This is a genomic window from Dactylosporangium sp. NPDC000244 (genome assembly GCF_040300725.1).
Taxonomy (GTDB): Bacteria; Actinomycetota; Actinomycetes; order Mycobacteriales; family Micromonosporaceae; genus Dactylosporangium.
Map to the genome: position 1 here is coordinate 234,395 of NZ_JBEPEH010000004.1, position 26,117 is coordinate 260,511.

At 75.6% G+C, this 26,117-nt stretch carries 22 protein-coding genes; 11 read left to right on the top strand and 11 right to left on the bottom strand.

What is annotated here, in order from left to right; all coding sequences use genetic code 11:
* Positions 1-17 precede the first annotated feature (17 nt).
* From ABT369_RS07660 to ABT369_RS07670, 3 genes are all read right to left on the bottom strand, one after another.
* Positions 18-740 (bottom strand): ABC transporter permease, encoded by a 723-nt coding sequence (locus ABT369_RS07660; protein WP_350610900.1) that lies wholly within the window; start codon positions 738-740, stop codon positions 18-20.
* Complete coding sequence (locus tag ABT369_RS07665) at positions 737-1,630, bottom strand: ABC transporter ATP-binding protein (protein WP_350610901.1); 894 nt, start codon at positions 1,628-1,630, stop codon at positions 737-739. The genes ABT369_RS07660 and ABT369_RS07665 overlap by 4 nt, the downstream gene beginning before the upstream one ends.
* Positions 1,631-1,699: 69 nt before the next feature.
* The gene (locus ABT369_RS07670; protein ID WP_350610902.1) at positions 1,700-2,368 is read right to left on the bottom strand and encodes a DUF1775 domain-containing protein; all 669 of its coding nucleotides are present in this window, start codon (positions 2,366-2,368) and stop codon (positions 1,700-1,702) included.
* A gap of 117 nt (positions 2,369-2,485) precedes the next feature.
* Between ABT369_RS07670 and ABT369_RS07675 the strand changes: the two genes are divergently transcribed.
* From ABT369_RS07675 to ABT369_RS07695, 5 genes are all read left to right on the top strand, one after another.
* Entirely contained in the window at positions 2,486-3,400 is a 915-nt protein-coding gene (locus tag ABT369_RS07675) for an aminoglycoside phosphotransferase family protein (RefSeq protein WP_350610903.1), read from the top strand.
* A gap of 217 nt (positions 3,401-3,617) precedes the next feature.
* Positions 3,618-5,447 carry a hypothetical protein gene (locus tag ABT369_RS07680; protein WP_350610904.1) on the top strand — a complete coding sequence of 610 codons (1,830 nt, stop codon included), beginning with the start codon at positions 3,618-3,620 and terminating at the stop codon, positions 5,445-5,447.
* A gap of 73 nt (positions 5,448-5,520) precedes the next feature.
* The gene (locus ABT369_RS07685; protein WP_350610905.1) at positions 5,521-5,961 is read left to right on the top strand and encodes a MarR family winged helix-turn-helix transcriptional regulator; all 441 of its coding nucleotides are present in this window, start codon (positions 5,521-5,523) and stop codon (positions 5,959-5,961) included.
* A 72-nt stretch (positions 5,962-6,033) separates the two neighbouring features.
* Entirely contained in the window at positions 6,034-7,479 is a 1,446-nt protein-coding gene (locus ABT369_RS07690; RefSeq protein WP_350610906.1) for an MATE family efflux transporter, read from the top strand.
* A 56-nt stretch (positions 7,480-7,535) separates the two neighbouring features.
* Positions 7,536-8,738, top strand: coding sequence for an FAD-dependent monooxygenase (locus tag ABT369_RS07695; RefSeq protein ID WP_350610907.1), 1,203 nt, complete (start codon positions 7,536-7,538; stop codon positions 8,736-8,738).
* Positions 8,739-8,754: 16 nt separating this feature from the next.
* On the opposite strand, the gene ABT369_RS07700 is transcribed toward ABT369_RS07695, so the two are convergent.
* Both ABT369_RS07700 and ABT369_RS07705 read right to left on the bottom strand, forming a co-directional pair.
* Positions 8,755-9,507, bottom strand: coding sequence for a hypothetical protein (locus ABT369_RS07700; protein ID WP_350610908.1), 753 nt, complete (start codon positions 9,505-9,507; stop codon positions 8,755-8,757).
* Positions 9,508-9,572: 65 nt separating this feature from the next.
* A complete protein-coding gene (locus ABT369_RS07705; protein ID WP_350610909.1) occupies positions 9,573-10,697 on the bottom strand; it encodes an FAD-dependent oxidoreductase in 1,125 nt (374 codons plus the stop codon).
* 76 nt (positions 10,698-10,773) lie between these two features.
* Here ABT369_RS07705 and ABT369_RS07710 point away from each other — a divergent pair, with 76 nt between their 5' ends.
* From ABT369_RS07710 to ABT369_RS07720, 3 genes are read left to right on the top strand one after another with little or no spacing between them, the layout of a single operon-like run.
* Positions 10,774-11,397, top strand: a complete 624-nt coding sequence (locus ABT369_RS07710; RefSeq protein ID WP_350610910.1) for a TetR/AcrR family transcriptional regulator — start codon at positions 10,774-10,776, stop codon at positions 11,395-11,397.
* Positions 11,398-11,407: 10 nt separating this feature from the next.
* Positions 11,408-12,037 (top strand): pyridoxamine 5'-phosphate oxidase family protein, encoded by a 630-nt coding sequence (locus ABT369_RS07715; RefSeq protein WP_350610911.1) that lies wholly within the window; start codon positions 11,408-11,410, stop codon positions 12,035-12,037.
* Positions 12,034-12,222, top strand: a complete 189-nt coding sequence (locus ABT369_RS07720) for an antitoxin (RefSeq protein WP_350610912.1) — start codon at positions 12,034-12,036, stop codon at positions 12,220-12,222. The genes ABT369_RS07715 and ABT369_RS07720 overlap by 4 nt, the downstream gene beginning before the upstream one ends.
* Before the next feature lie 55 nt (positions 12,223-12,277).
* Here ABT369_RS07720 and ABT369_RS07725 read toward each other — a convergent pair whose 3' ends face one another.
* On the bottom strand, positions 12,278-13,639 hold the full coding sequence (locus ABT369_RS07725) for an MFS transporter (protein WP_350610913.1): 1,362 nt from the start codon (positions 13,637-13,639) through the stop codon (positions 12,278-12,280).
* A 79-nt stretch (positions 13,640-13,718) separates the two neighbouring features.
* On the opposite strand from ABT369_RS07725, the gene ABT369_RS07730 reads away from it, so the two are divergent.
* Positions 13,719-16,253 carry a helix-turn-helix transcriptional regulator gene (locus ABT369_RS07730; RefSeq protein WP_350610914.1) on the top strand — a complete coding sequence of 845 codons (2,535 nt, stop codon included), beginning with the start codon at positions 13,719-13,721 and terminating at the stop codon, positions 16,251-16,253.
* A 6-nt stretch (positions 16,254-16,259) separates the two neighbouring features.
* On the opposite strand, the gene ABT369_RS07735 is transcribed toward ABT369_RS07730, so the two are convergent.
* On the bottom strand, positions 16,260-17,387 hold the full coding sequence (locus ABT369_RS07735; protein WP_350610915.1) for an FAD-dependent oxidoreductase: 1,128 nt from the start codon (positions 17,385-17,387) through the stop codon (positions 16,260-16,262).
* Positions 17,388-17,411: 24 nt separating this feature from the next.
* Between ABT369_RS07735 and ABT369_RS07740 the strand changes: the two genes are divergently transcribed.
* Both ABT369_RS07740 and ABT369_RS07745 read left to right on the top strand, forming a co-directional pair.
* Positions 17,412-18,137 carry a TetR/AcrR family transcriptional regulator gene (locus ABT369_RS07740; RefSeq protein ID WP_350610916.1) on the top strand — a complete coding sequence of 242 codons (726 nt, stop codon included), beginning with the start codon at positions 17,412-17,414 and terminating at the stop codon, positions 18,135-18,137.
* Positions 18,138-18,159: 22 nt separating this feature from the next.
* Positions 18,160-19,644, top strand: coding sequence for a hypothetical protein (locus ABT369_RS07745; RefSeq protein ID WP_350610917.1), 1,485 nt, complete (start codon positions 18,160-18,162; stop codon positions 19,642-19,644).
* A gap of 14 nt (positions 19,645-19,658) precedes the next feature.
* Here the strand turns inward: ABT369_RS07745 and ABT369_RS07750 are convergent, their stop codons facing one another.
* Genes ABT369_RS07750 through ABT369_RS07765 form a run of 4 tightly spaced genes read right to left on the bottom strand, consistent with a single transcriptional unit; the run spans position 19,659 to position 26,114 of the window.
* On the bottom strand, positions 19,659-21,578 hold the full coding sequence (locus ABT369_RS07750) for a response regulator (protein WP_350610918.1): 1,920 nt from the start codon (positions 21,576-21,578) through the stop codon (positions 19,659-19,661).
* On the bottom strand, positions 21,560-22,624 hold the full coding sequence (gene cheB / locus ABT369_RS07755) for a chemotaxis-specific protein-glutamate methyltransferase CheB (protein ID WP_350610919.1): 1,065 nt from the start codon (positions 22,622-22,624) through the stop codon (positions 21,560-21,562). Before cheB ends, ABT369_RS07750 begins: the two co-directional genes overlap by 19 nt.
* Entirely contained in the window at positions 22,621-24,642 is a 2,022-nt protein-coding gene (locus tag ABT369_RS07760; protein ID WP_350610920.1) for a hybrid sensor histidine kinase/response regulator, read from the bottom strand. Before ABT369_RS07760 ends, cheB begins: the two co-directional genes overlap by 4 nt.
* Complete coding sequence (locus ABT369_RS07765) at positions 24,639-26,114, bottom strand: HAMP domain-containing methyl-accepting chemotaxis protein (protein ID WP_350610921.1); 1,476 nt, start codon at positions 26,112-26,114, stop codon at positions 24,639-24,641. Before ABT369_RS07765 ends, ABT369_RS07760 begins: the two co-directional genes overlap by 4 nt.
* Positions 26,115-26,117: the final 3 nt, after the last annotated feature.

Genomic DNA, 26,117 nt, shown 5'->3' on the forward strand with positions numbered 1-26,117 from the left:
GAGCACGGTAGCGAAGCCTAGGCGCGGGCGGTGTCCACGCGGAACCGGCGCAGGGCGATGACCGCCAGCACCAGGGTCCAGCCGAGGAGCACGATGACGGCCTGGGTGTCGATGTGGCCGCCGTCCAGCGGGCTGCGGGCGACCTGGCCGGTCCAGTACGACGGGGTCAGCTTCGCGATGTACCGCAGGAAGTCCGGCATCAGGCTCACCGGCACCCACAGGCCACCGAAGGCGGCGAGGGTCAGGTTGATGAGCGCGGAGACCTGCTGGACGCTGTCGGGCTTGGCGAGGTACCCGATGACGACCCCCAGCGCCGCGAACGGCAGCGACGAGAGCCAGGCGCCCGCGAAGCACAGCACCCACTCGGCCGCGGTGAGCCGCACGTGCAGGCCGGCGGCGCCGATCGCGAACGTCACGATGACGGGCGGGACGGCGACGAGCAGCGCCAGCAGCACCTTGTTGAGCACGTAGGCGCCGGGCGACAGCGGGGTCAGCCGCAGGGTGCGGTTCCAGCCGAGGCCGCGCTCGACGGCGATGGTGCCGCCGCTGGAGATGGCCGCGGTCATGGCGCCGAACAGGGCCATGCTGACCATGACGTACTGCTTGGCGTCGGGATCGCCGCCGACGGACACGCCGCCGATGATGAGCACGAGCAGGGCCGGCATCAGGGTGGAGAAGATCACGACGCGCTTGTTGCGGAACAGGCGGACCGCTTCGAGGCGGAGGTAGGTGAGGTTCACGATGCGCTCCCGGCGACGGTCAGGGCGATGAAGGCGTCTTCGAGGTTGCGGCTGGTGACCTCGATGTCGTGGGCGGTGGTGGCGTCGAGCAGCGCGCGCAGGGCCGCGTCGGAGTCGTCGCAGTGCAGCAGGACCTGCTCGCCGCGGGTCTCGACCCGCTCGACGCCGGGCAGGCCGGCCAGGCCCGCGAGGTCGGCGCCGGGGACCGTGGCGCGGATGGTGCGCCCGGACACGGCCGCCTTGATCTGGGCCGAGGTGCCGTCGGCGACGATGCGGCCGGCGCGCAGCAGCACGATCCGGTCGGCGTAGTCGTCGGCCTCCTCGAGGTAGTGGGTGGCGAAGAGCACCGTGCGGCCCTGCGCGGTCTCCTCGCGCATCGAGGCCCAGAAGGCGCGGCGGGTCTCGACGTCCATGCCGGTCGTCGGCTCGTCGAGCACCAGCAGGTCGGGGTTGCTGACCAGCGCCATCGCGAAGCGGATGCGCTGCTGCTGGCCGCCGGAGAGCCCGCCGACGCGCTGCCGGGCGAACTCGGCGACGCCGGCCCGCGCGATGACCTCGCCGACGTCGCGGGGGTTGCGCTGCAGGGCGGCGGCGAGGCGTACGGTCTCCTCGGCGGTCAGGTCCGGCAGCAGGCCGCCGGTCTGCATGAGCGCCCCGACGGCGCCGCGGGCGATGGCCTTGGCCGGGGACTCGCCGTAGAGGCGGACCTCGCCGGAGTCCGGGCGCAGCAGCCCGAGCAGCATGTCGATGGTCGTCGACTTGCCGGCCCCGTTCGGGCCGAGCAGCGCGACGACCTCGCCGCGGCGGATCGTGAGATCCAGGCCGTCGACGGCGGTGACCGGCCCGAACCGTCTGGTCAGGCCGGCCAGCTGGACTGCTTCGTTCGTCATGCCCTCAGCATGGCGGCGGATCGATCCCGGTGAGGCTGCATCGCGTCACCCGCGACCCCATGACATCTGTCATGCCGAGTCGCCGCGGCGCCGCGAGCGGAAGAACAGCACCGCGGCGAGGCCCACCACGACGACGACGGCCAGCACCACCCACGGCGTGGCGGAGCTGTCGGCCTCGTCGTTGGCGGCGTCGCCCGGGGTCGTGACGGGGGCGGTGTTCGTGGTGGCGGCCGGTGCCGCCGAGGTGGCCGCGGGCGACGGGGCGGCCGAGGTGGTCGCGGTGCCCGGGGCGGCCGCGGCGAGCTTGAGCACCGGCGCCGGGCTGTCGGTGCCGGGCGCGTCGATCCAGCGGTCGACCTTGCCGTCGGTGTAGGTGACGAGGGTCTTGAAGGTCAGTTCGGTGGCGTCGGCGGGGAGCTTGGCGACCTTCACCGCGTAGCCGGCGTCCTTCTTGACGGCCAGCGCCGGCCCGGTGACGGTGTACCCGTCGGTGTCGGCGGTCAGCGCCCAGCCGGACGGGCCGGAGACCCAGGTGACGTCGGCGGGCGCGATCCCGGCCGGGAGCGCGACCTTGACCGAGGCGATGCCGGCCTTGGAGCTCTCGGCCTCGGCGGTGAACGTGACGGTCACGTCCGCCGCGCCGGCCTGCGCCTTGTCGGCCTTGACTTCCACGTGGGCGGACGCCGGCGCGGCGGTGAGCGCGAGCACGGCCGCGCTCGCCGCCAGCACAACGGACACGGACCCCAGAACTCGACGTATCAGCACGCGACCGATCCTCCCAGACGACATTGGCCCGGGTAGTCGCCGCCCGGCCCGGAAAAGTTCCCGCGATGTGCGGTGCTTTATCGTTCCGGCATGAGCAGGGCCGTCGATGTCCCCGAGGTCGTGCGGCGCAAGGCGGTCGCGGCCGGGGCGCGGGACTGGCTCGCGGGGCTGGCGGGGCTGCTCGCCGCGCTGGAGCGGGAGTGGGGGCTGCGGCTCGGGCCGGTGTACGACGGCGGGACCGAGGCGTTCGTGGTGGCGGCCGACCTGGCGGACGGCACCGGGGCGGTGCTCAAGCTGCTCGTCCCGCGGCCCGGGGACCATGCGCGGCACGAGGCCACGGTGCTGCGCCTGGCCGGCGGCGACGGGTGCGCGCGGCTGCTGCGCGCGGACGAGGGCCGCGGGGCGCTGCTGATCGAGCGGCTCGGTCCGGCGTTGTCCGATCTGGCGGTACCGCTGCCGCAGCGCCTCGACATCCTGACCGAGGCCGCCGCGCGGGTGTGGCGCCCGGCGCCCGGCGCGGACCTGCCCACGGGACGGTGGAAGGCGGGGTGGCTGGCCACGTGCATCGCCGCCGCCTGGGAGCGCACCGGCCGGCCGTGCCCGGAGCGGACCGTCGCGCACGCCCTGGCCTGCTGCGAGCGGCGCGGCGCGGCCCACGACGACGAGCGCGCCGTGCTCGTGCACGGCGACGTGCACCAGTGGAACGCGCTGCGGGCGCCCGGCGGCGGCTTCCGGCTCGTCGACCCGGACGGGCTGCTGGCCGACGCGGAGTACGACCTCGGCATCCTCATGCGCGAGGACCCCGAGGAGCTCCTGACCGCCGCCGATCCCCGGGCCCGGGCGCGCCGGCTCGCCCGCCGCACCGGCCGCGAGGAGGTCGCGATCTGGGAGTGGGGCAACGCCGAGCGCGTCTCGACCGGCCTGCTGCTGACGGAGATCGGCCTGGAGCCGGTCGCGACGCACATGCTGGCCGCCGCGAACCGCATCGCCGCAGAATTCACCTGATTGAGCTGGTTCGATACGCACAACCGGTCCGCCGCAGGCCGGGGCCGTCCTCGTTCGGTACACCCCGCAGCGCCCGGGCTGTCGCACACCGTGTGCGGGGCCGGGCGGGAGGGCTACCCCGTTCGATGGATGCGCGGCATTTCCCGCTACCCGCAGTGATCGCCGAGCGCACGATGGCGGGGTCAGCATTCCCCACTCGTTCGGAGCCTCGACGCCGATGCCCGCGAACCGGATGCCGCGGCACCCTGCGCAGCGCACCCTGCGCCGGCACGCCGCCCATCACCTGGAAGCCGGCCCCGGCGATCGCGCCGAGGCGCCCGCACTGCTCGGCCCGCGCGGCGAGCGGGTCGACCCGGCCGCCCTGCTCGACCGCCGCGGCGAGCGCCTCTGGCTGCTCACCACCCCGGGCCCGGCCGGCCCGCGGCCCCTGCCGTGGCTGCTGCGCGCGGCCTGGCGCCGGGCCGCCGCCGACCCGGCCGCCGCCCAGCGCCCCGTGTACGTGGACCTCGCGAAGGTCGCCGCCGACGGGCCGGTGACGGCCGACGTCGTGCTGGCCGCGATCACCGCGGCGGAGGCGACCGGGCACGGCTACCTGGTCCTGCTCGACGGCCTCGACGAGGCGGGCGGCGCGGTCCGGGCCGCGGTCGCCGGGCTGATCGGTCCCCTGACGCGCGAGGCCCCGGCCTCGACGGTGGTCACGCTCTCCCACGCCGAGCCGGTCCCCGGTTTTCACATTCCGGCGGTCGTACTGCCCGTCGCCGGCGAGCCCGCCCCCGCCGGACGAGGCGGCTGGGACACCCTGGCCGACCGCCTCCGCAGCCAGCGCCCCTGGCCCGCGGCCCTGATGAGCGAGGCCGTCGGCGCCGCGAAGGCCGCCCCGGAGACGCTGCGCTGGCGGATCATCGACGACCTGTCCGCGCTGACCGACCGCCGGCTGCTGTTCCGGGCGGCCCTGTCGGCGAGCGCGTGCGACGACGACGGCGTGCGCCGCGCGGCCCGCATCGAGATCGAGTCCCTGGCCGGCGCCCCGCCCGCCGCGCGCGACGCGCGCTGGCTGTCGCGGCTGCTCACCCTCCTGCCGCTGCTGGACGCGGGCGGCCAGTGCGACGACCCCGGCCACGAGGCGCCGCCGGTGGGCGACGTGCTGCGCCGGCTGGCCGCGACCGGCGGCCCGGGCTCGGCCGCGCTCACCCTGCTGGCCCGCCGCGACCCCGCCGCGGCGGTCGCGGCGGCCGAGGAGTCCGGCGACCCGCTCGACTTCGACGCGGTGGCCCGGGCCGCGGACGATCCGCCGGTCCTGCACACGGTCCTCGGCCGCTGCGAGCATCACCCGTCGTGGCCGACGGCGCTGGTCCACCGGGCCCAGCTCGACCGCGGCGTGGCCACCGCCCTGCTCGCCGGGCGCGACCACGACCGCAGCACCCTGGCGGGGCGGTGGCTCGCGTTCCGGATGACGAGCGGCACCGCGTACGGCCGCCTCCTCGACGACGTGCTGAGCCGCCCGTGGACCTGGCCGCCGCACACCGCCCCGCTGCTCATGACCCTGGCCCAGGTCCGCCCGCCGGCCACGACCGCCCCGATCGTGCTGGCCGCGCTGCCCGGCGCCGCCGCGGGCGCGGTCGCCGCGGCCCTGGTGGTGCTCACCGCCGGCCGCCTCGCCGGGGAGCACGTGGGCCCCCTGACCGCGACGGCCGCGATCCTGGCCGGCCTCGCGGCGGCGGGCCTGCTGCTGGGGCGCCGCCTGCGCCGGTGGCACACGACGCTGCCGGGCGCGGGCGAGGCGCCGGCCCCGGTGCGCCGCGAGCACGTCCTGGCCGGCGTGCTGAACCTGGCCGGGCGCCGGCTGGGCCCGCTGCTGCCGGGGGCGTACACCCTGCACGACCCGCTGCGCCGCGCCTGCATCCGGGCCGGCGTGCCGGAGGTGGAGATCGCGCACCTGCTGCGCGCCCTCGCCGCGCGCCGGGCACTGCTGGCGGACACGGCCGCGCCCACGGTGCCGGAGCAGCAGGCCCTGCACCGCGCCGAGCAGCGCGAACGGCAGAACTGACCGTGCCCGGCGTCACCCGCCGCCCACAGTTAGAGCGTTGACAGTTAGAACTCTAATCTTTAGAGTTCTAACCATGGACGCACCGAGGCTCACCACCACGCTCGACCTGCTGCGCTGGATCGGCTGGGCGCAGCAGAAGGCCGGCGAGGAGTGGATCCGCGAGCGCGAGCTCAGCTTCGCCCAGGCCTTCGCGCTCGGGTACCTCGTGCAGAACCCCGGGGCGATCCAGCGCGACCTGCAGAAGATGACGCGCACGAGCGCGGCGAGCGTGACGAGCCTCCTGCAGGGGCTGGAGCGCCGCGAGCTCGTCGAACGCCGGACGGAGGGCGGCGACGAGCGCAGCAAGCGCGTCTACGCCACGCCGGCCGGCGCCGAGCTCATCGCCGGCTTCGACACCGCGATGGCGGCCACCGAGGAGACCATCCTCGCCCCGCTGGACCAGGCCGAGCGCGACGCCCTGCACGCCCTGCTGACCAAGATCACATCGGTCCTGCCGCAGCCCACGCGCGACTAGACCCCACCCATCCACCACGCGCCGGCCCGAGGGGCCGCCGCGCGATCACGCCTGCCCTGGAAAGGAGCCGTCATGACCACCACGACCCTCGACACTCCCGTGGCGGCCGACGCCGTAGGAACCAACCGCTGGTACCTCTCCGCCGCCCCCATCGCCCGCGCCCTCGTCCACCTCTGCGTGCCGATGGCCGCCGCGATGATCGTCAGCGCCGTCTACAACGTCATCAACGCCGGCTTCATCGGCTCCCTGCACGACACCGCCCTGCTCGCCGCGGTCACCCTCGGCTCCCCGCTGCTCGGCCTGGTCATGGCGGTCGGCGGCGTCTTCGGCGTCGGCGGCGGCGCGCTCATGTCGCGGCTGCTCGGCGCGGCCGAGCACGACCCCGCGGAGGCCGCCGGCATCCGGCACGTCTCGTCGTTCGCCGTGTGGGGCTCCGCGATCGCCGGCGCCGTCTTCGGCGGCCTCGGGCTGCTCCTGCTGCACCCGCTCGTGGCGCTGCTCGGCGCCGATCCGGCCGCGGCCCCGGCGACCAGGGACTTCGTCGCCGTCCTGCTCGTCTTCGTGCCCGTCCTCGCCGCCGCGTTCTGCCTCGAGCAGCTCGTCCGCGCCGAGGGCGCCGCCCGCACCGCCATGATCGGCCTGATCGCCTCGACGATCGGCAACCTGGCCTTCGACGTGCTGTTCATCCTCGTGCTGCACTGGGGCGTGGCCGGCGCCGCCCTGGCCACGGGCCTGGCGAACCTCGTCACGGTGGTGTACTTCGCCGTCTGGCTGCACCGCCACAGCGAGCACGTGAGCCTCGCCCCGCGCTGGTTCACCCTCTCCCCGGCGGTCCTCAAGCCCGTCTTCGGCGTCGGCGTCGGCGAGCTGCTGCAGTCCGCCTTCCTGATCGTCACCAGCCTCGTGCTCAACCGCCTCGCGGTCGCCTACGGCGACGGCCCCCTCGCGGCCATGGGCGTCGCGGTGCGCATCGCCCAGGTGCCGGAGTTCCTCGTCATGGGCGTCACGATCGGCGTCCTGCCGCTGCTGGCCTACGCCTACGGCAAGGGCGACCGGGACCGCCTCAACGCCGCCCTGCACGGCTCCGCGATCACCGTCGGCGTCGTGGTGCTGGTCTTCTCCACCGCCGCGTTCGCCTTCCGCGAGCAGCTCTTCACCGCCTTCGTGGCCGACCGCTCGGTCCTGCGCATCGGCGTCACGATCCTCATGGCCCAGCTCGTCGCGATGGTCGTCAACGGCTTCCGCGGCCTCATCACGTCGCTGTTCCAGGCAACGGGCCGCCCCTTCCCCGCGATCGTCATGTCCACCGCACAGGGCGTGCTGTTCATCCCGATCGTGCTGCTGGGCAACCTGTGGTTCGGGCTGCCGGGCATCATCTGGGCCCTCACCGTCACCGAGATCATCGTCTTCCTGACCGGCGGGGTGCTCTGGCTGACGTCGCGCCGCGCGATCGACCGGGGCCTGGCGCAGGGCAGCCCGGAGCGGGCCGAGGCGGCCCTGGAGCAGGCCGAGGCCTGACATCCCTCGTCAACGTAGGTTGACGGAGGCTGGGGCGTCAAGTTAGGTTGACAACCATGTCGCCTCAGTCTGACGCATCCGTCCCTGACGTGGTCGTCGTCGGCGCCGGGCCGACGGGCCTGATGCTCGCCGGAGACCTCGCCGCCGCGGGCGTCCGCGCGGTCGTGCTCGACCGCAATGCCCGGCCGGTCCGGATCCCGAAGGGCAACGGCGTCGTCGGCCGGGCCGTGCTGGAGTTGCGGCGGCGCAAGCTCCTGCGGGGCACCGGGCTGCGGGTGGTGCGGCCGCCGCGGTTCCGCTTCGGCCCGTTCACCCTCCAGCTCGGCCTGCTGCGCGGCCCGCTGCACGTGCTCCCGGTGCCCCAGCACCGGCTGGAAGGCCTGCTGGAGGAGCGCGCCGTGCGCCTCGGCGCCACGGTCCTGCGCGGGCGCGAGGTCACCGGGTTCGAGCAGGACGGCAACGGCGTGACCGTCCAGGTGTCCGCCGAAGGCTCGCCGGCCGAGCTGCGCGCGCGGTACCTCGTGGGGTGCGACGGCGCCCGCAGCTTCGTGCGCAAGCGCCTCGGCATCGGCTTCCCCGGCGTCACGAGCGCCGGCATCTCCCGGCTGGCCCGGGTCACCATCCCCGCGGGCGCGGTGACCCGGGCCGGCGATCACCTCGAGCTGCGCGGCATCGGCCGGCTCGAGCCCTTCCGGCCCAACCGGACCGCGCACGGGTCGATCACCATCGCCCCCGCCGACGCGCTCGACCGCTCCGCCCCGCACGACGTGTACATCGTCAGCACGCACGAACCGCGCGGCGACAGCGAGCCGACCGACGAGCTCGGCGACGACGAGCTGCGGGCGAGCCTTCGCCGCGTCCTGGGCGCCGAGCTGCCGTACACGGCGGCGTATGCCGCGAGGAGCGTCGTGGCGAACAGCCGGCATGCGGAGCGGTACCGCGAGGGCCGGGTCTTCCTCGCCGGCGACGCCGCGCACATCTTCAGCGCCGGCGGCTCGGCCATCAACGCCGGCCTGCTCGACGCCGTCGCCCTCGGCCGGACCCTCGCCGCGGCGCTGCGCGGCGCGGCGCCGCAGTCCGGGCTCGATGCCTACGAGTCGGAGCGGCACGCCGCCGCGCAACGGACCCTCGCGCTCACGCGCGTGCAGGTCGCGCTCGAAGCCGGCGACGAGACCGGCGAGGCACTGCGCGACGTGCTCGGCGAGCTGCTGCGCAGCCGCGCCACCGCCCGCCGGATCGCGACGCTCATCGAGGGCTGACCCGGCTCAGTCCGGCTCAGCCGCCTGGTGGAGGAATGTATTGCCCTTTGGCCTGCAGTTCCTCTGCCGCCCACTGTTGTATTGGTCCCGGCCAGTCCCGCCAGGAGATGAGCATCAGCCTCCCCCGCGAGTTCTGCTTGTCGATCGCCGCCAGCGCGCGGATGCATCGCCGGGCGTCGGGCAGACCCCCGTCCGCGTATGCGAACTGTCCGACCAGGCTTTCCAGGAGCTCCGCGGCGCCGTCGTACCTGAGCTGTCCCAGCGCATCGATGAGGTGTCCGGGGCGGGGCGGCCTGGCATCCGACTCGAGCACCTCGCACAGCACGGCAGCGACGTCGGCGAGCTCGGCGGCAGCCAGCTGGACGACCGCGTCGAGCTCCTCCCACCGTGCCTCGCCCGCGAGCCTGCGAACCATGGAGTGCGCCGCATCAGCAAACTCCGGCACCGATCGGTCGAAGGGCCGCGGGCCGTACACCTCACAGGACGGCTTCCCCCATTCGCCGGCGTTCCAGGGAACGTTCCGCCACGGCGACGCGATCCTGCCGGCCGCGATCAGGGCACGCGACTCGCGATCGTTGCGGTAGGCGAGCGGAATCACCGTCAGCGGCAGCGCCTCGCCCGTCGAGCGGGATCGCGCGGACTCCGGCCGGGTCGCGTCCCGAGGACCGGGGCCGCGGGCCATCCACTCCGTCAGCGCCGCCTCGTAGTCGCCCCAGTTGGTGCTGATCAGGACCAGCACATCGTCCAGGTCACACTCGTCACCGGCCACGAACCGGCAGCATACGTTCGAGGCACGTCACTGGGTGTTGCCGGCTCGGGTTCGGGCCGCCCGGGTCACGCCGCGGCGGGGGCGCGGCGGTCCTGGACGAACGACAGGACCCGGGCGCCGGCGTTGCGCGCGGCCAGGCCGAGGCGCGTCTTCGGGACCACCAGCGCCGCCGCCCGCCCCGCGCCGCGCACCTTCGCGTCCGTGCGCGCCCGGTGCTCGGCCTCGTAGCGGCGCAGGCCCGCAGCGAGGTCGTCGCCGGCGGCGGCGAGCGCCGAGGCCAGGGTGTGGGCGCCGGCCATGGCCAGGCTCGAGCCGTCGCCGAAGAGCGAGACGCAGGACGCGGCGTCCCCGGTCAGCGTGATGCGCCCCCGCGTCCATTCCGGCAGGTGTACCCGGCTGACGCTGTCGAAGTACACATCGGCACCCGGAAGCTTCGCGAGCAGCTCCGGCACCCGCCAGCCGGCGCCCGCGTAGGCCTCGGCCACGATCCGGCGGTGTGCGCCGGCGTCGCGGTGGTCGAGGCCGGGGCGGGCCGGGCCGCGGAAGATGAAGGCGACCAGGGCCTCGCCGCGGGACGGGTGGATCGACACGACGCGGCCCGGCTCGTTGTAGAGCAGCACGTGCCTCGGGTCGTCGGCGGGCTCGCCCAGGGGCAGGGTCGCGACCCACACGCCGAGGTGGCGGACCAGCTCCGGCTCGGGGCCGAACGCCAGGCGCCGCACGGCCGAGTGCAGGCCGTCGGCGCCGACCACCAAGTCGAAGCGTTCGGGGGCGCCGCGCTCGAAGGTCACGTGCACGCCCGGCCCGTCCGGCTCCAGGGCCGTGACCGCGTCGTCGAAGCGGAAGTCCGCGCGGTCCCGCGCCGCCTCGAAGAGGGTCGCGGCCAGGTCGGCGCGCGGGATCTCCAGGGCGCCGTCCTCGGTCTGCATGGGCAGGCGGGCGATGGTGCGGCCGGCGGCGTCGACGGCGCGCATGCCGTCGGCGTGGGTGGCGCGCTCGCGCAGGGCCGCCAGCACGCCCATCTCGCGGGCGACGGGGAGGGCCGGGCCGCGCACGTCGACGGGGTTGCCGCTGGAGCGCTGGCCGCTCGCACGTTCCACGACGGTGACCCGCAGGCCGTGCCGGGCGAGCCAGTAGGCGGCGGTGGTGCCGGCCACGCCGGCGCCGGAGACGAGAACCGAAGGCGTCATGCAAACGACGATATCCGCACTCAGTGCAAGTTTGCAATGAGTGCCAACTAACATTCGGTGCGATATGCTCGCCCGCATGTCGTTGCGGGAGCTGAAGCGTGCCCGGACCCGGCAGGCGCTCGTGACCGCCGCCGCGGACCTGTTCGAGCGCGACGGCTACGAGCAGACGACGATCGCCGACATCGCGGCCGCGGCCGAGGTCGGGACGCGGACCTTCTTCGGGTACTTCGCGACCAAGGAGGACCTGCTCTTCCCCGAGACCGACGGCCGGCTGCGGGCCGCGATCGACGCGATCGCCGGGCGCGGGCCGCACGACACGCCCGCGCAGGTGCTGCTGCGCGCCCTGTCGATCGTCGGCGACGACAGCGACGACCTCTCCGGGCGCCTGGCGGCCCTGCGGCTGCGGTTCATCGCCGAGGTCCCCTCGGTGCGCGGCCGGGCCCTGCAGACCCAGTCCGACGTGCAGCAGGAGATCGCGCGGCGGCTCGCCGAGGCGTTCCCTGACGAGTTGGACGCGGTCACCTCCGCGGCCCTCGTCGGCGCCTTCGTCGGGGCCGTCACCGGCGCGCTGCAGGTCCTGCTGCGCGACCGGCCGCGGGACCCGGGGAGCGTCCAGGAGGCGGTCGAGCGCGCCACCGCGGTCGCACTGCGTCCCTGGGTCGGACACGATGTGCGACCAGGAGGGGCCCCCGGCGTGTAACCCTGCGCTGATGGGTGGCGATCACGGACTCAGGGCCGGCTCGGCCGGCGAACGGCTGATGCAGGAGCGGGCAGGCACGGTGGAGCGGGCCGAACGCTTCTACCGCCAGCAGGTGCTGCCCGTGCTCAACGAGCAGATGGTGGAGTTCGTCGGGCGGCAGGAGATGATGTTCGTCTCCACCGCCGACGCGCTCGGGCACTGCGACTGCACGTTCCGGGCCGGGCCGGCCGGCTTCGTGAGCGTGCTCGCGCCGGGGCGGCTGGCCTGGCCGGAGTACCGCGGCAACGGCGTCATGGCCAGCGTCGGCAACCTCGTCGAGAACCCGAACGTCGGGCTGCTCTTCGTGGACTTCTTCCAGGACGTGATCGGCCTGCACGTCAACGGGCACGCGACCGTGGTCCCCGACGGCGAGATGCGCCGCGACCACCCCCAGCTGCCCGTCGACCAGGTGCCGGGGCGGCGGCCCGAGCGCTGGGTGAACGTGTTCGTCGAGGAGGCGTACATCCACTGCGCCAAGCACATCCCCCGGCTGCGCAAGCTCACCGCCGAGGACCGCGCGTGGGGGACCGACGACATGCGGCGCAAGGGCGGGGACTTCTTCGGCGCGGCGGCCGCGATGTTGGGTACGGTGGGGCGATGAGCAGCTTCTTCGACAAGGTCAAGGACCTCGCCGACCAGCACGACGAGAAGGTCGACCAGGCGCTGGACAAGATCGGTGACGTCGTCGACGACAAGACCGGCAACAAGTACAGCGACCACATCGACAAGGGCGTCGACTTCGCCCAGGAGCACACGGGCCAGGGCAACACCACCGAGCAGCACTGACCTTCCCCCGCCGCGAGGGCCTCGGCGCCGCGCCGAGGCCCGAGAGCGCGGGGCCTCAGCGGCGGGGCAGCAGCCGCACCAGGGCCACCAGCGCCAGCTCGAGGACCACCAGCGCGACCATGCTCGCGCGGAAGCCCTCGGTGATCGTGGCGGCGCGGTAGAACACGATCCCGATCAGCGCAACGCCGACCGCGTTGCCGGTCTGGTTGACGGTGCTGAGCACGCCCGCCGCCGAGCCGGTGTGCTCCGCCGGCACGGCCGACAGCGCGAGCGTCGTCAGCGGCGCGAGGGCGAGCCCCATCCCGAGCCCCTCCAGCGCCAGCCCCGGCAGCAGCCACCCGAGCCCGGCCCCGGCCGCGAGCGCCATCGCGCCCAGCCCGGCCGCCATCACCAGCGCGCCCACCGCCACCGTCGCCCGGCCCAGCCGCGCCGCGACCCGGTGCGCGTTGAGGGACGTGAGCAGGTATCCGGCGCCGACGGCCATGAACACCGTCCCGGACGCGAGCGCCGACAGGCCGCGCCCCGACTGCAGGTACAGGGCCAGCACCAGAAAGAACGAGGCCTGCCCCATCCAGAACGCCTGCACCGCGACGAGCCCGGCGCCGAACGAGCGGCCGCGCAGGAGCCGCGGGTCGACGAGGGGCTGCGCACGGTACCGCTGCGAGCGCACGAAGACCGCGAACAGCACGGCCGCGAGGGCCAGGCTCGCCCACGTCCACGCCGGCCAGCCCCGCGGCGGCCCCTGGATGAGCGGCAGGACCAGCGCCACCAGCGCCGCCGTCACCAGCGCGGCCCCGGCCAGGTCGAGCCGGGTGCCGCGGCCCCGCGACTCCGGCACCGAGCGCAGCAGCACCAGCGCGGCGAGCCCGACCGGCAGGTTGATCAGGAAGCACGCCCGCCAGCCCAGGCCGAACAGGTCCGCCCGGATCAGCAGGCCGCCGACGACCTGGCCGAACACGGCCCCCAGGCCGAGGGTGAGGGCGTAGCGCGCGAAGGCCCGCGGCTGGGCCGGCGCCGGGACCGCGGTGCGCAGGATCGCCAGGGTCTGCGGCATGAGCAGCGCCGCGCCCGCGCCCTGCAGCACCCGCCCGGCGACCAGCGCCCCGGCCACCGGCGCCAGCCCGCACAACACCGACGCGGCGGTGAACACGATCAGGCCCGCCGCCAGCATCCGGCGCCGGCCGAAGAGGTCGCCGAGCCGGCCGCCGGTGATCAGCCCGGCCGCGAGGGCCAGCCCGAACCCGGCCACCACCCACTGCAGGGCGGCGGGACCGGCCCGCAGGTCGTGCTGGATCGCCGGCATCGCCACGTTGACGATGAAGAAGTCCAGCGCGGTCAGGAACGTCACGGTGAGCAGGGCGGGGAGCACTGCGGGCGGCCGGTGGCCGATCGCCGGCGCGGTCACGGTCGTGGTCATGCCGCCGACGCTAGGGATTCGCGCGCCCCGCGGAATCGGCATCGCTTAGGTATCCGGTACCGGCGGTAGGGTCGGACCCGTGCTGATCGGCCGGTCCCAGGAGCAGGCGCGGCTGCGTGCCCTTGCCGAGGCGGCCCGCGACGGAGCCGGCGGCGCCCTGGTGCTGCGCGGCGGCCCGGGCATCGGCAAGACCGCCCTGCTGGAGTGGGCCGCCGGGCTGCCGTTCGCGACGGTACTGCGCGCCGCCGGCGCCGAGTTCGAGGCCGACCTGCCCTTCGCCGGCCTGAGCCAGCTCCTGCGCCCGGTGCTGGACCGCCTGGACCGGCTGCCCGGCCCGCAGCGCGACGCGCTCGCGGGCGCCTTCGGCCTCGGCCCGGCCCGCGAGGCCGACCGGCTGCTCGTCGGCTTCGCGGTGCTGTCCCTGCTGTCGGCGGCCGACGGCCCGGTCCTCTGCCTGGTCGACGACGCCCAGTGGCTCGACTCGGTGTCGGCGGACGCGCTGCGGTTCGCCGCCCGCCGCCTCGGCACCGAGGGCGTCGTGATCCTCTTCGCCGCCCGCGCCCTGGACGCCGTGGGCGTCGCCGTGCTCGACGTCGAGGGGCTCGCGCCGCCCGACGCCGAGCGGCTGCTCGAAGCGGGGCTCGATCCGGCCGTACGACATCGGCTCCTGACCGAGGCCGAAGGCAACCCCCTGGCCCTGCTCGAGCTGCCCCGCACCGCGGCCCCGCACGCCGGCCCGCTGCCCGAGCGGCTGCGCGAGGCGTTCCACGGCCAGGTCGCCGCCCTGCCCCCGGCCACCCGGGTGGCCCTGCTCGCGGCCGCGGCGGAGGACTCCGGCGACCTCGCGCTCGTGCTGCGCGCCGTCGCCGCCGAGGACCTGCGCCCGGCCGAGGAGGCGCGGCTGGTCGAGATCGCCGGCGGCCGCGTGCGGTTCCGGCACCCGCTCGTGCGCGCCGCCGTCTACCACGGCGCGGCGCTGGCCGAGCGGGTCGCCGCGCACCGGGCCCTGGCCGCGGCGCTCACCGGCCCCGAGCACGCCGACCGCCGCGCCTGGCACCGCGCCGCGGCCGCCACCGGCCCCGACGACGAGGTCGCCGCGGCCCTCGAGGACAGCGCGGACAAGGCCCGCGAGCGCGGCGGCTACGGGGCGGCCACGGCCGCGTACGAGCGCGCCGCCGAGCTCAGCACCGCCCCGCCGGAGCAGGCCCGGAGGCTGCTGCTCGCCGCCGAGAACGGCCTGCGGGCGGGCGCCCCCGCCACCGCGGTCCGGCTCGCCGAGCGGGCCGGCGGCCTCGACCAGCGCCCCGAGTTCCTGGCCCGCGTCGGCTGGGTCGAGGGCCACGCGTGGTTCGGGCAGGGCGACTTCCGGGCCGCGTACGACCTGATCTCCTACGGGGGCGCCTACCGCCACGCGCTGCACGCGGCCTGGTACCTCGGCGAACCCGCGCTCGGCGAGTGCCTCGACCACCTCGCCCGCCTCGACGGCGACCCGGCCGCCCGGTACCTCGTCGCCGCCGCACGCGGGCGGCCCCGCCCCCTGGCCGAGGTCGCCGGCCGCCGGACCGCGCTCGACCCCGCCGTGGCGGTCCGGGACCTCGTCGAGCTGTGCGGGTTCGGGTACGTCGCCGGCCAGGACGCCGACGCCTGCGAGCTCGCCGCGGCCCTGGCCGGCCGGTGCCGCGCCGAGGGCCTGGCGGGGCTGCTGCCGGCGCTGCTGTTCTTCCAGGCCGAGGGCGAGCTGTTCGCGGGGCGGCACCGCGACGCCGCGGTCAGCGTGGCCGAGGGCCTGGACCTGGCCCGCGAGACGGTGTGGGTCAGTCAGCTGTCTGCGGTGCGCGCCGTGCTCGCGGCCCTGTCCGGCGACGCCCCGGGGTGCCGGGCCGCGGCCGCCGACGCCCTGGCCGCGGCCGCGCCGGGCTCGGAGGCGGCCGGGCACGGGTGGGCCCGGTGGGCGCTCGCGCTGCTGGACCTGGGCGAGGGCCGGGCCGAGGAGGCGGCCGCGCGCCTGCTGTCGCTGCCGCCGCACCACGTGGTCGCGGTCCGCTCGATCCCGGATCTCGCGGAGGCCGCGGTGCGGGCCGGGACACCGTCCACAGTGGAGCCGTTCCTGCCGCGCCTGGCCGCGTTCGCCGACCGCACCGGTTCCGTGTGGGGGCAGGCGGCCCTGGCGCGCTGCCGGGCGCTGGTGTCCGGGGACGAGCACGAGTACCGGCTGGCGCTGAAGTTCCCGCTGCCCGGCTTCGACCGCGCGCGCACCGCGCTGGCCTACGGCGAGTGGCTGCGCCGGGCCCGCCGCAAGGCCGACGCCCGCCGGGTGCTGCACCAGGCGCTGGAGACCTTCGACCGGCTCGGCGCCCGCCCCTGGTCCGCGCGGGCCCGCGGCGAGCTCACGGCCACGGGCCTGCCGGCCTCGCCCGAGCGCCCGGAGCCGGCGGCGGCGCGGCTCACGCCGCAGGAGCTGCAGATCGCCCGGCTGGCCGCGCGGGGCCTGTCGAACCGGGACATCGCCGCGCAGCTCTTCCTGAGCCCGAAGACCGTCGCCTACCACCTCTACAAGGCGTACCCGAAGCTCGGCGTGACGGCCCGCACCGACCTGGCGGCCCTGTCCCTGTAGCACTCCTCACTGCGACGGCTCCGGCGTGAAGAAGCGGACGATGTCCTCGGCCGCGGTCGGGGACAGCATCATGGCCTGGACCCGGGCGGACATCTCGGCGATCGGCTCGATGCGGTCGAACATCGCCGCCTCGAACGCCCGGATCGCCGCGCCGGGGTCGGCGGGGTCCGCGGCCAGGGCGGCGCCGAGCTCGGCGGCGTCGAGCATGGCCTGGTTGGCGCCCTCGCCGACCGGCGGCATGAGGTGCGCGGCGTCGCCGATGAGGGTGAGGCCCGGCCGGTGGGCCCAGCGGGTCCCGGTCGGCATCACCTCGATCCCGCGCAGGGTCGGCGGGCCGTCGCCGGCCTCGATGAGCGCGGTGAGGCGGGGGTTCCAGCCGTCGAACAGCTCCAGCAGGGCGCGCTTGTCGCGGTAGGCGTCGATGGGGCGGTCGCCGGCCGGCAGGGAGATCCCGACGCGGATGCCGCCGTCGCCGAGGCGCTGCGCGGCCAGGATCCGGCTCACCCCGATGCACCAGAGGTTTCCGGGGCCGACCAGGTCGGCGAGGTCCGGGTGGCGGCGGTCGGCGTCGGCGATGCTGAGCTCGGCCAGGGTGGCCACGTGGGACAGCGGCGCGTCGGTCAGCAGCGACCGGACGACCGAGCGCGCGCCGTCCGCGCCGACGAGGACATCGCAGCCGGCATCTCGACCGGCACCGTCGCCGTCCTCGAACGTCAGCCCGAAGCCGCCGCCGGCTCGGGGGGTCGCCGCGACCAGCCGGTGCCCCCACCGGACCGTGCCGGCGGGGAGGGCATCGAGCAGCAGGTCGCGCAGCACGCGGCGGTCGATCTCGGGGCGCCCGGCGAACGAGCCGGGTTCGGGCCTGTGGTGCACGAGGGTGCGCCCGGCCGGGTCGAGGATGCGATGCTCCTCGCCCTCCGGGCGCGCCTCGGACCGGAACTCGCCGGTGAGGCCCGCCTCGTCCAGGGCCCGCTGCCCGGACTCCGGGTGCAGGTCGAGCAGGCCGCCCTGGGGTCGCGCGGATCGGCTTTCCTCGCGTTCGTACACCACCGCGCCGATGCCGTGCCGGTGCAGGATTCGGGCCAGCGTCAGGCCGCCGAGGCCCCCGCCGGCGATCGCGATTCGCATCGTCATCCCCCTTGCCGTACGATGTACCGTATGGATACACCGTACGGTAGCGCATCGCTGCCCGTCTGGGAACGCCCCGAGCCCCAGCCGCGGGCGGCGCCGGTGCCGCTGAGCCGCGCGAAGATCGCCGCCGCGGCGATCCGGCTCGCCGACGAGCACGGCCTCGACGGGCTGTCGGTGCGCAAGCTCGCCAAGGAACTCGGCGTCGGCCCGATGCGGCTGTACGACTACGTGACCAACCGGTCCGAGCTGCTCGACCTGATGGTCGACGCCGTGTACGCCCAGATCGCCGAGGCCGGCCCGCCGCCCGGGTGGCGCGCCGCGGTGCTGGCCGTCGTGCACCGCACGCGCGACGCCGCGCTCGAGCACGAGTGGTTCGCCGACCTGCTCGGCGCCCGGCCGCACCTGGGACCGCACGCGCTCGCCGTGGGCGAGTCGACCGCGGCGGCGCTCGCCCAGGCCCCCGCCGTGCACGACATCGACGATCTCCAGCGGGCCCTGGGCGCCCTCAACGCGTTCATCGTCGGAGCGCTCCGCCGGGAGATCACCGAGCGGCGCACCGCCCGCGCGACCGGCACCGACGTGGCCGCCTGGCAGGCCGCCCTCGGTCCCTACCTGACCCGCATGCTCGAGACCGGCCGCTACCCGACCGTCGCCCGGCTCGTCGTCGACGGCGCCCACCTCAACGCCGAGGAGACCTTCCACCACAACCTGACCACCGTGCTGGACGGCATCACCGGCCATCCCCGCACGTGACCGGACCCGCATACTCGTTGATGTGCAGACCCCGGCGGCCGGAGCGTGCGACGACCCAGCGCAGCGGCGGCATGCCCTGCTCGCGCTCGCGGCCAACCCCGCGCTGCGCCCCGAGCACGTCGACGTCCTCATCGCGACGGCGGATCCGGGGGTACTCGAAGCCCTCGCCCTCGAGCAGCGCCTGGCACCCGCACACGTCGCGGCGCTCGAAGCGTGCGGGCACCGGGCGGTACACCTGGCGCTGATCAGGTCGGGCAACCTTCCGGCCGAGCGGGTCCCCCGCGACGACCCCTGGGCGATGGTCGCCGGGATCGACCGGGCCGACGCGCCCGCCGGCTGGCTGCCGCTGCTCGCGTCGTGGCCCGACCCGCACGTCCGCCATGCCCTCGCGGCGTCCATCATGCGGCGGGACCGGGCCGACATCGCGGATACGCTGGCCGGCGACGACGACTGCTCGGTCGCGGCCCGAGCGGCCGGGCTGTACGACCTTCCGGAGGCGCTGGCCCGGCGCCTGTACCGGCGGGCCGAGGCCTGCGTCCGCATCGCCCTCGCCGCCCGGCCCCGCGTGCCCGCCGGGCTCCTCGCCGAGCTGATGTCCACCGGCGGGCGGCCCGCCCTGGAGCCCTGCCCGCACCGCCCCGACCCGGCCGAAGCCCTGCGCGACCTGCGCCTGGCCGCCGCGGGCAACCACGCGACCCCCGTCGAGGCGATCCTGCCGCTCATCGCCGAGCCCGGCCCGGCGATGGGCCGGGTGCTGGCGGCCCGGCGTGATCTGCCCGCGGCCACCTACGCCGCCCTCGTGGCGCTGGACGATCCCCGGATCACCGGCGCGGTCTCGGTCAACCCGGCGACGCCGGCCGAACTGCTCCGCCGGCTCCACGACCAGGACGCCGGCCGCTGGCGGCAGAACGTGCTGCACAACCCGGTGGTCCCGATGGACCTGGTGCTGGAGCACAACCGCGCCACCGGGACGACGCAGCGGATCATCTACCGGCGGGACCGCGACGAGCTGCTGACCCTGGCCGCCGACCCGGACCCGGCGCTGCGGCGGGCCGCCGCCGGGTGCCACCAGCTGCCGCTGGACATCCGGGCCACGCTGCTGAGCGACCCGGACCTCGAGGTCGCGCTGCTCGCACTGGCGAGCAGCAGCGTCACGGCCGAGCAGGTGCGGGCCTTCGCCGCCGGGCACGGGCCACGGGTGAACACGGCGGTGGCCGCTCACCCGTGCTGCCCGCCCGACGTCCTGCTCGCCATCGCCGAGGACCCGCGCAGCTCGCCGGAGGCCGTGGCGGAGGTCGGCTGGCACGAGGCGGCCCCGGCCGCGGCGCTGCGGATCTGCTCCCGGATCCCGGCGAGCGCCGTGGCGCTGGCGTCGAACCCGGCGACGCCGCCGGACGTCCTGGCCGGGCTGGCCACCCACCCCGACCCTGCGGTGGTGCTGGAGCTGTGCGGCAATCCGAGCCTGCCGCCGGACGCGGTGTGGCGCATCCTGCAAGCGGGCAACTGACCCGATACCGCCCGTCAGGCGGCGAGGGTGAAGGAGAAGGTCGCGCCGCGGCCGGGCTCGCTCTCGGCCCAGATCCGTCCGCCGTGGCGGTCGATGATGCGCTGCACCGTCGTCAGGCCGATGCCCGTGCCCGGGAACTCCGCGGCGTCGTGCAGGCGGCCGAAGGGCCGGAACAGCTCCTCCGCGCGGTCCGCCGGAAACCCCGCCCCGTTGTCGCGCACGTAGAAGACCCCGCCGTCGCAGCCGATCGAGATCGCCGCTTCCAGGGTGCGCGAGGTGAACTTCCAGGCGTTGCCCACCAGGTTCGCGTAGACCGCGCGCACGAGGTCGCCGTCGCAGGCGGCCGTCATCGGCGAGGCCACCGTGACGCGCACGGTGCGGGCGGGGTCGCGCTGGCGCAGCTCGTCGACCACGTCCAGGGCGAGGGCCGCCAGGTCGACGGTGCCGTGCTGGATCTGGCCCCGGTTCGCGCGCGCGAGCTGCAGCAGCGACTCGATCAGCGCGTTCATCCGGGTGGCGGCGCCGTGGATGCGCATCAGCAGCGACGCCGTCTGCTCGTCGGCCTCCTCGGCCAGCAGCTCGCTGTAGCTCAGGATCGTCTGCAGGGGCGAGCGCAGGTCGTGCGAGACCGAGCCGCTGAACGCCTCCAGCTCGCGGTTGCGCCACTCGAGCTCCTCGACCAGCTCCGCGCGGGCCTCGGCGAAGCGGCGGGCCGCGCGCTCCTCGGCCGCCTCCATCTCGCGGCGCACGAGCTCGTCGCGGATGCGGCGGTTCTGCTCGTGCAGGTGCTGGCGGCGCAGGTGGGCCCGGACGTGGGCGCGCAGGCTGCCGGTGCCGTCGGCCCGGCGCACGTAGTCGTCGGCCCCCGCCGCGAGGCACTCCAGGAGCACGTCGTCGTGGCCGACGATGATGACCGGCATGTCGCGCAGGCCCGGCACGGCCCGGATGCGGTCGCACAGCTCGCGGCCGTCGATCTCGGGCAGGTGCAGGTCGATGACGGTACAGTCGGCCGGCTGCACGGCCAGCATCGCGAGGGCGTCGTCGGCGCAGCGGGCCAGCACGGCCTCGAAGCCGTCCTCGTGCAGCAGGGTCGTCATCATCTCCAGGTAGTGGCTGTCGGCGTCGACGAGCAGGACCCGGGCCGGGCGCACGGCGCCGGCGTCGGGCAGCGGCACGGGGGCGGCACTCTTGCGCAGCACCGCGGCGAGCTTGGCCAGCACGACCGCGAGGTCCTCCTGCTTGCGCACGAACGCGTCGGCGCCGGCCTCGAGGATCTGCAGCTCGGTGGTGTAGTCGTCGGAGGCGGTCAGCAGCAGGCACGGCACGTTGCGCAGGGTCGCGTCGAGGCGCACGCGGCGGATGACGGTGGCGCCGTCGATGCCGGGCAGCACCCCGTCGACGATGATCGCGTCGGGCCGGCGGACCCCGGCCACGCGCAGCCCCTCCTCGCCGCTGGCCGCCGTCGCCACCTCGTAGCCGCTGTCGGCGAGATGCCGGCGCAGCAGCTCGCGGAAGGTGCGGCTGTCGTCGATGACGAGCACGAGCCGGCGGTTGCCGGACACAGGCCCGTGGCGCAGCAGGTCGCGGGCGCGGGCGACGACCACGGCCGCGTCGTAGGGCTTGCCGACGTAGTCGTCGGCGCCGGTGCGCAGGCCGCGCAGGCGCTCGTGCACCTCGGCCTCGGTGGACAGCAGCAGCACGACCGCGTCGCCGTGGCGGGGGTGGGCGCGCAGCCGGCGCAGCAGGTCGACGCCGTCGCCGTCGGGCAGGCGCACGTCGAGCACGGCGACGTCGAACTGCTCGGACTCCAGGGCGTCGACGGCCTCGCCGAGCCGGGCGCACAGCACGGTGTGGAAGCCGTCGTCCTCGAAGGCCTCGTGCAGGTCCATGCGCACGGTGAGGCTGTCGTCGACGATCAGGACCGTGTTCGCCACGCGAGCCTCCTGTCCGTCGACCGCTCGCCCAGCGCGGCGAGGCGGGCCCCGATCTGCTCCGGCGGCAGGCTCTCCGCGGCGGCGCCAAGCGCGGCGGCCTCGCGCGGCATCCCGTACACCACACAGCTCGCCGCGTCCTGCGCGAACGTCATCGCCCCGGCCCGGCGCAGCGCGAGCAGGCCGCCGGCGCCGTCGCGGCCCATCCCGGTGAGCAGGCACCCGGCCGCGGCGCGCCCGAGGTCCGCGGCCGCGGACTCGAAGAGCGTGTCGACGCAGGGGCGGCAGGAGTGCCGGGGCGGCGCCGCGCTGAGGTGCAGGTGCCCGCCGCGCACGAGCAGGTGCAGGTCGGGCGGGGCCATCGTGACCCGCCCGCCCAGCGAGCCGAGCGCCTCGCCGCCGCGGGCGTAGCCGACGACGTGCCCGGTCTGCTCGGCCAGCCAGCCGGTGAACGCCTGCGCGAAGGACTCGTTGGCCGACAGGTGCTGGACGTACAGCACCGGCACCGCGAACCCGGCCGGCAACGCCCGCAGCAGCCGCACGATCGCCCCGGGGCCGCCGGTCGACGCGCCGATGAGCACCGCGCGCACCGCGGCCGGCTCGGGCCGGACGGCCACCGGCGGGTCGGGCGTGGCCCCGCCCAGCCGCTTGGTGACCACGCGGATGCGGGAGACGACCTTGACCGCGGTGCGCAGCCGCTGCGGCCAGGTGTCGTCGGTGGCGTCGCCGCGCGGCTTCTCCAGCACGTCGACGGCCCCGGCGGCGAGCGCGTCGTAGGTGGTGAACAGCTCGCGGCGGTCGGCGGAGCACACCACGAGGATCGGCGTCGGGGCGAGCGCCATGATCTGCTCGGTGGCGGCCAGCCCGGTCATCACCGGCAGCATCACGTCCATGGTGATCACGTCCGGCCGCAGCCGACGGCAGAGCTCGACCGCCTGGGCGCCGTCGGTGGCCTCGCCCACGATCTCGAAGCCGGCGGCGCGCGTGAGGGCCTCGCGCAGGCAGTGCCGTACCGTGGCGGAATCCTCGACGACGAGCACCCTGATCATGCCGGCGCCCCCGCGAGATCGCGGATGTGGCCGAGGAGCTCCTCCTGGTCGAACTCGCTCTTGACCACGTAGGCGGCGGCCCCGGCGGCCAGCCCCCGCCGGCGGTCCTCGGCCGAGGATCGCGAGCTGACCAGGATCGCGGGCACCTCGCGCAGCTCCGGGTCGGCCCGGGTGAGCTCGACGAACGCGAAGCCGTCGAGGCCGGGCATGTCGATGTCGACGAGGAACAGCGCGTACCGCCGCTGCCGGGCCCGTTCCAGGGCCTCCTCGGCGGACGCGGCCAGCTCCACGCGGTACCCCGCGGACTCCAGGATGCTGCGCTCGAGCATCCGGGTGGTGAGCGAGTCGTCGACGACGAGGATCGGCGCGAGCTCCCGCGGCGCCTCGCCGGCCCCCTCGGCGCCGTTCGCGGCGGGCGGGGGCGCGACGCTGCCGGCGGCCCCGGCCGAGGCGGCCAGGCCGGCCGGGTCGAGCACGATGCGCGGGTTGCCCTCGGCGTCGATCGACACCCCGCCGACGACCGCGGCCGCCGGGGCCAGCTCCGGCAGCGGCCGCACGACCAGCGTCGAGGTGCCCAGCAGCCGGTCCGCGCCGACCGCGAAGACGTCCTCGGCGGCGGCGAGCACGACCGCGACGGCCCCGCTCCCGGCCGCGGGCGGCGCCCCGGGCGCGAGCACCCGGGCCAGCGGCAGGAACGGCAGCACGCGCCCGTCGTGGGCGAGGGCCCCGGCCGCGGCGGCCGCGGACGCCTCCACCTCGGGCAGCAGCACGCAGGTGCGCACCGCGTCCAGCGGCAGCGCGGCGAAGACCCCGCCGGCCCGCAGCACGAGCCCGGAGAGCGAGACGAGCGCGAGCGGCACCGTGAGCTCGACGGTCGTGCCCTGGCCGGGCTCGGTGCTCACCGACACCTCGCCGCCGAGGCGCTCGGCGACGTCGCGGACCGCGTCGAGCCCGATGCCGCGCCCGGAGACGCCGGTGACCCGCTCGGAGGTGGAGATGCCGCCCTGCATGAGCAGGCGCATGAGCTCGCGCACGTCGGCGCCGGCCCGGACCAGCCCGCGGCGCTCGGCCTGGCGGCGCACCGCCTCGAGGTCGAAGCCGCGGCCGTCGTCGCGGCACCGGAACGCGGCGAACCGGCCGCGGCGGCGGACCTCGACGCTGACCCGGCCCTGGGGCGCCTTGCCGGCCGCGACGCGCTCGGCCTCGGGCTCCACGCCGTGGCTGACCGCGTTGCGGACCACGTGCAGCAGGGCGTTGCCGGCCTGGGAGAGCACGTGCGGGTCGAGGCGCAGGTCGCCGCCGTGGCTGTCGAACAGCACCGTCTTGCCCTCGGTGTTCGCGACGTCGTACACGGCCCGGTGCAGGGTCGTCAGGACGGTCGCGGCGGGGACCAGGCGCAGGCGCTCGGCCCGGCCGCGGATGTCGTCGAGCTCGCGGGCGACCTGCTCGACGGTCGCGGTGAGGCGGCGGCCGAGCGTCGTGAGCCCGGCGGCGATCGAGCCGGCGGCGGGGCCGCCCCGCTCGCCGCGCAGCTGCTCGGCGAGGCCCTCGGCGGTCCGCCGGACGCGTTCGAGGGCGGCGGTGTGGGTGCGCAGCGGGGCGAAGCGGGCGTGGGCCTCGTCGACCGCCTCGAGCAGGTCGTCCACGTCCGCGGTGGCATCGCGATCGGGCTCAGGGGAAGGTTCGGATATCTCGGATACTTCCGGAGCGTCGGGCTGCTCGAGGTCCGCCACGGCCGACGTCATCGCATCGGTCAGCCGCAGCAGGGCGGGAACGTCCGGCGAGCCGCCCTCGCGGAAGGGCATGAGCAGCTCTTCGAACGCGTGCGCGAGATCGGCCAGCACGGTCTGGCGCACCACCCGGGCCGCGCCCTTGAGCGTGTGCGCGTGGCGCAGCAGCACGGCCACCGGTTCCGGGTCCCCGGCGCCGCCCTGCAGGTCGAGCACGCCCTGCGCGAGCTGATCGACGAGCTCGCGGGCCTCGATCCGGAAGTACCGCAGCGGATCCTTGTCCGTCATGTGCGGTTGTCCGCCGTCACGAGCCGCAGCAGGGTCGTGGACAGGCCGGTCAGGTGCGACGCGGTCTGGCGGGTCTGCACCGCGCTCGTCTCGCTCTCCTGCGTCACCCGGGCGGTGTCGTTGACCGCCACGTTGACCTGCTCGACCGCGGTCGCCTGCTGCTTGGTGGACAGCTCGATCTCGCGCGCCGACTCCGTGGTCGAGGCCACCAGGTCGGCGATCTGCTGGAACGACGCGGTGACGGCGTCGAACTGCCGGGCGCCGGCGTCGACCGCCTTGGCCCCGGTCTCGGTCGCCATCACGGTGGTGTTGACCGCGCCCCGGACGTCGTCGATGAGCGCGCGGATCTCCTTGGCGGAGCCGGCCGTACGGTCGGCCAGCTTGCGGATCTCGTCGGCCACGACCGCGAACCGCCGCCCCCACTCCCCCGCCCCGGACGCCTCGATGGTCGCGTTGATGGCCAGGATGTTGGTCTGCTCGGCGAGCTCGGAGACGAGGTCGACCACGCCGCCGATCTGCTGCGAGCGCTGCCCGAGCTCGAGCATGTGCTGCACGATGAGGTCGACCTGGCGGCGGATCGCGGCGATCGAGGCCCGGGCGTCCTCGATCGTGGAGTCGCCGGAGCCGGCCGCGGTCGCGGTCTCCTCGGCGATCTTCGCCACCCGCTGCGCGCCCTCGGCGATCTGCCGGGAGGTGATGAGCAGCTCCTCGATCGTCGTGGTGATCTCGCTCATCGCGGTCGCCTGCTCGCGGGCGCCGGTCGCCTGGGCCCCGGCCGACGCCTCCAGCTGGGCCGAGGAGCTGCGGATGTGCCCGACGGTCCCGGCCACCTGGCGCTTGAGCGCGCGGGCGAGCAGCAGCCCGCTGACGAGGCCGAAGCCGACGGAGAGCGCGGCGAGGGCGATCACGACCCCCATGGCGACGGCGGCGCGGGTCGAGGCCGCGTCCTGGCGGGTGCGCAGGTCCTGGTTGAGCAGCGTGACGAGCGAGGTGATCTCGCGGTCGAGGGTGTCGCGCTGCGGCACGACGCTGTTCTCGAACGCGGCGCTGATCTCCTCCAGGTTGGCGCCGGGCTGGTCCCGGCGGGTGATCACGCCCTGCAGCGCGTCCTGGTGGCGCTGCTCGCCCTCCACCGCCTGGTCGAGCAGGTTCCGCTCCTCGGCGCCGGCCAGCACGTCGCGGACCCGCCCGGCCGCGGCGGAGAACCGGGCCCGCGCGGTGCTGACCTGCTGGGCGTAGCGCTGGTCGCCGGTGAGCAGGTACGCCCGCCCGGCGCTGCTCTTGGCCTCGACGGCGGTCCGCAGCTCCTGCGCCGCGGCGAGGCCCTTCACGCCGACGTTGATGACCTCGTCCTTGCCCGCCACCACGGTGCTCAGCGCCCAGACGGTCACCAGGCCGGTGATCAGCGTCAGCCCCGCATTGACGACGAAGCCCAGGCCGAGCCGCTGCCCGTACGTCCATTGTCGTGCCATGTC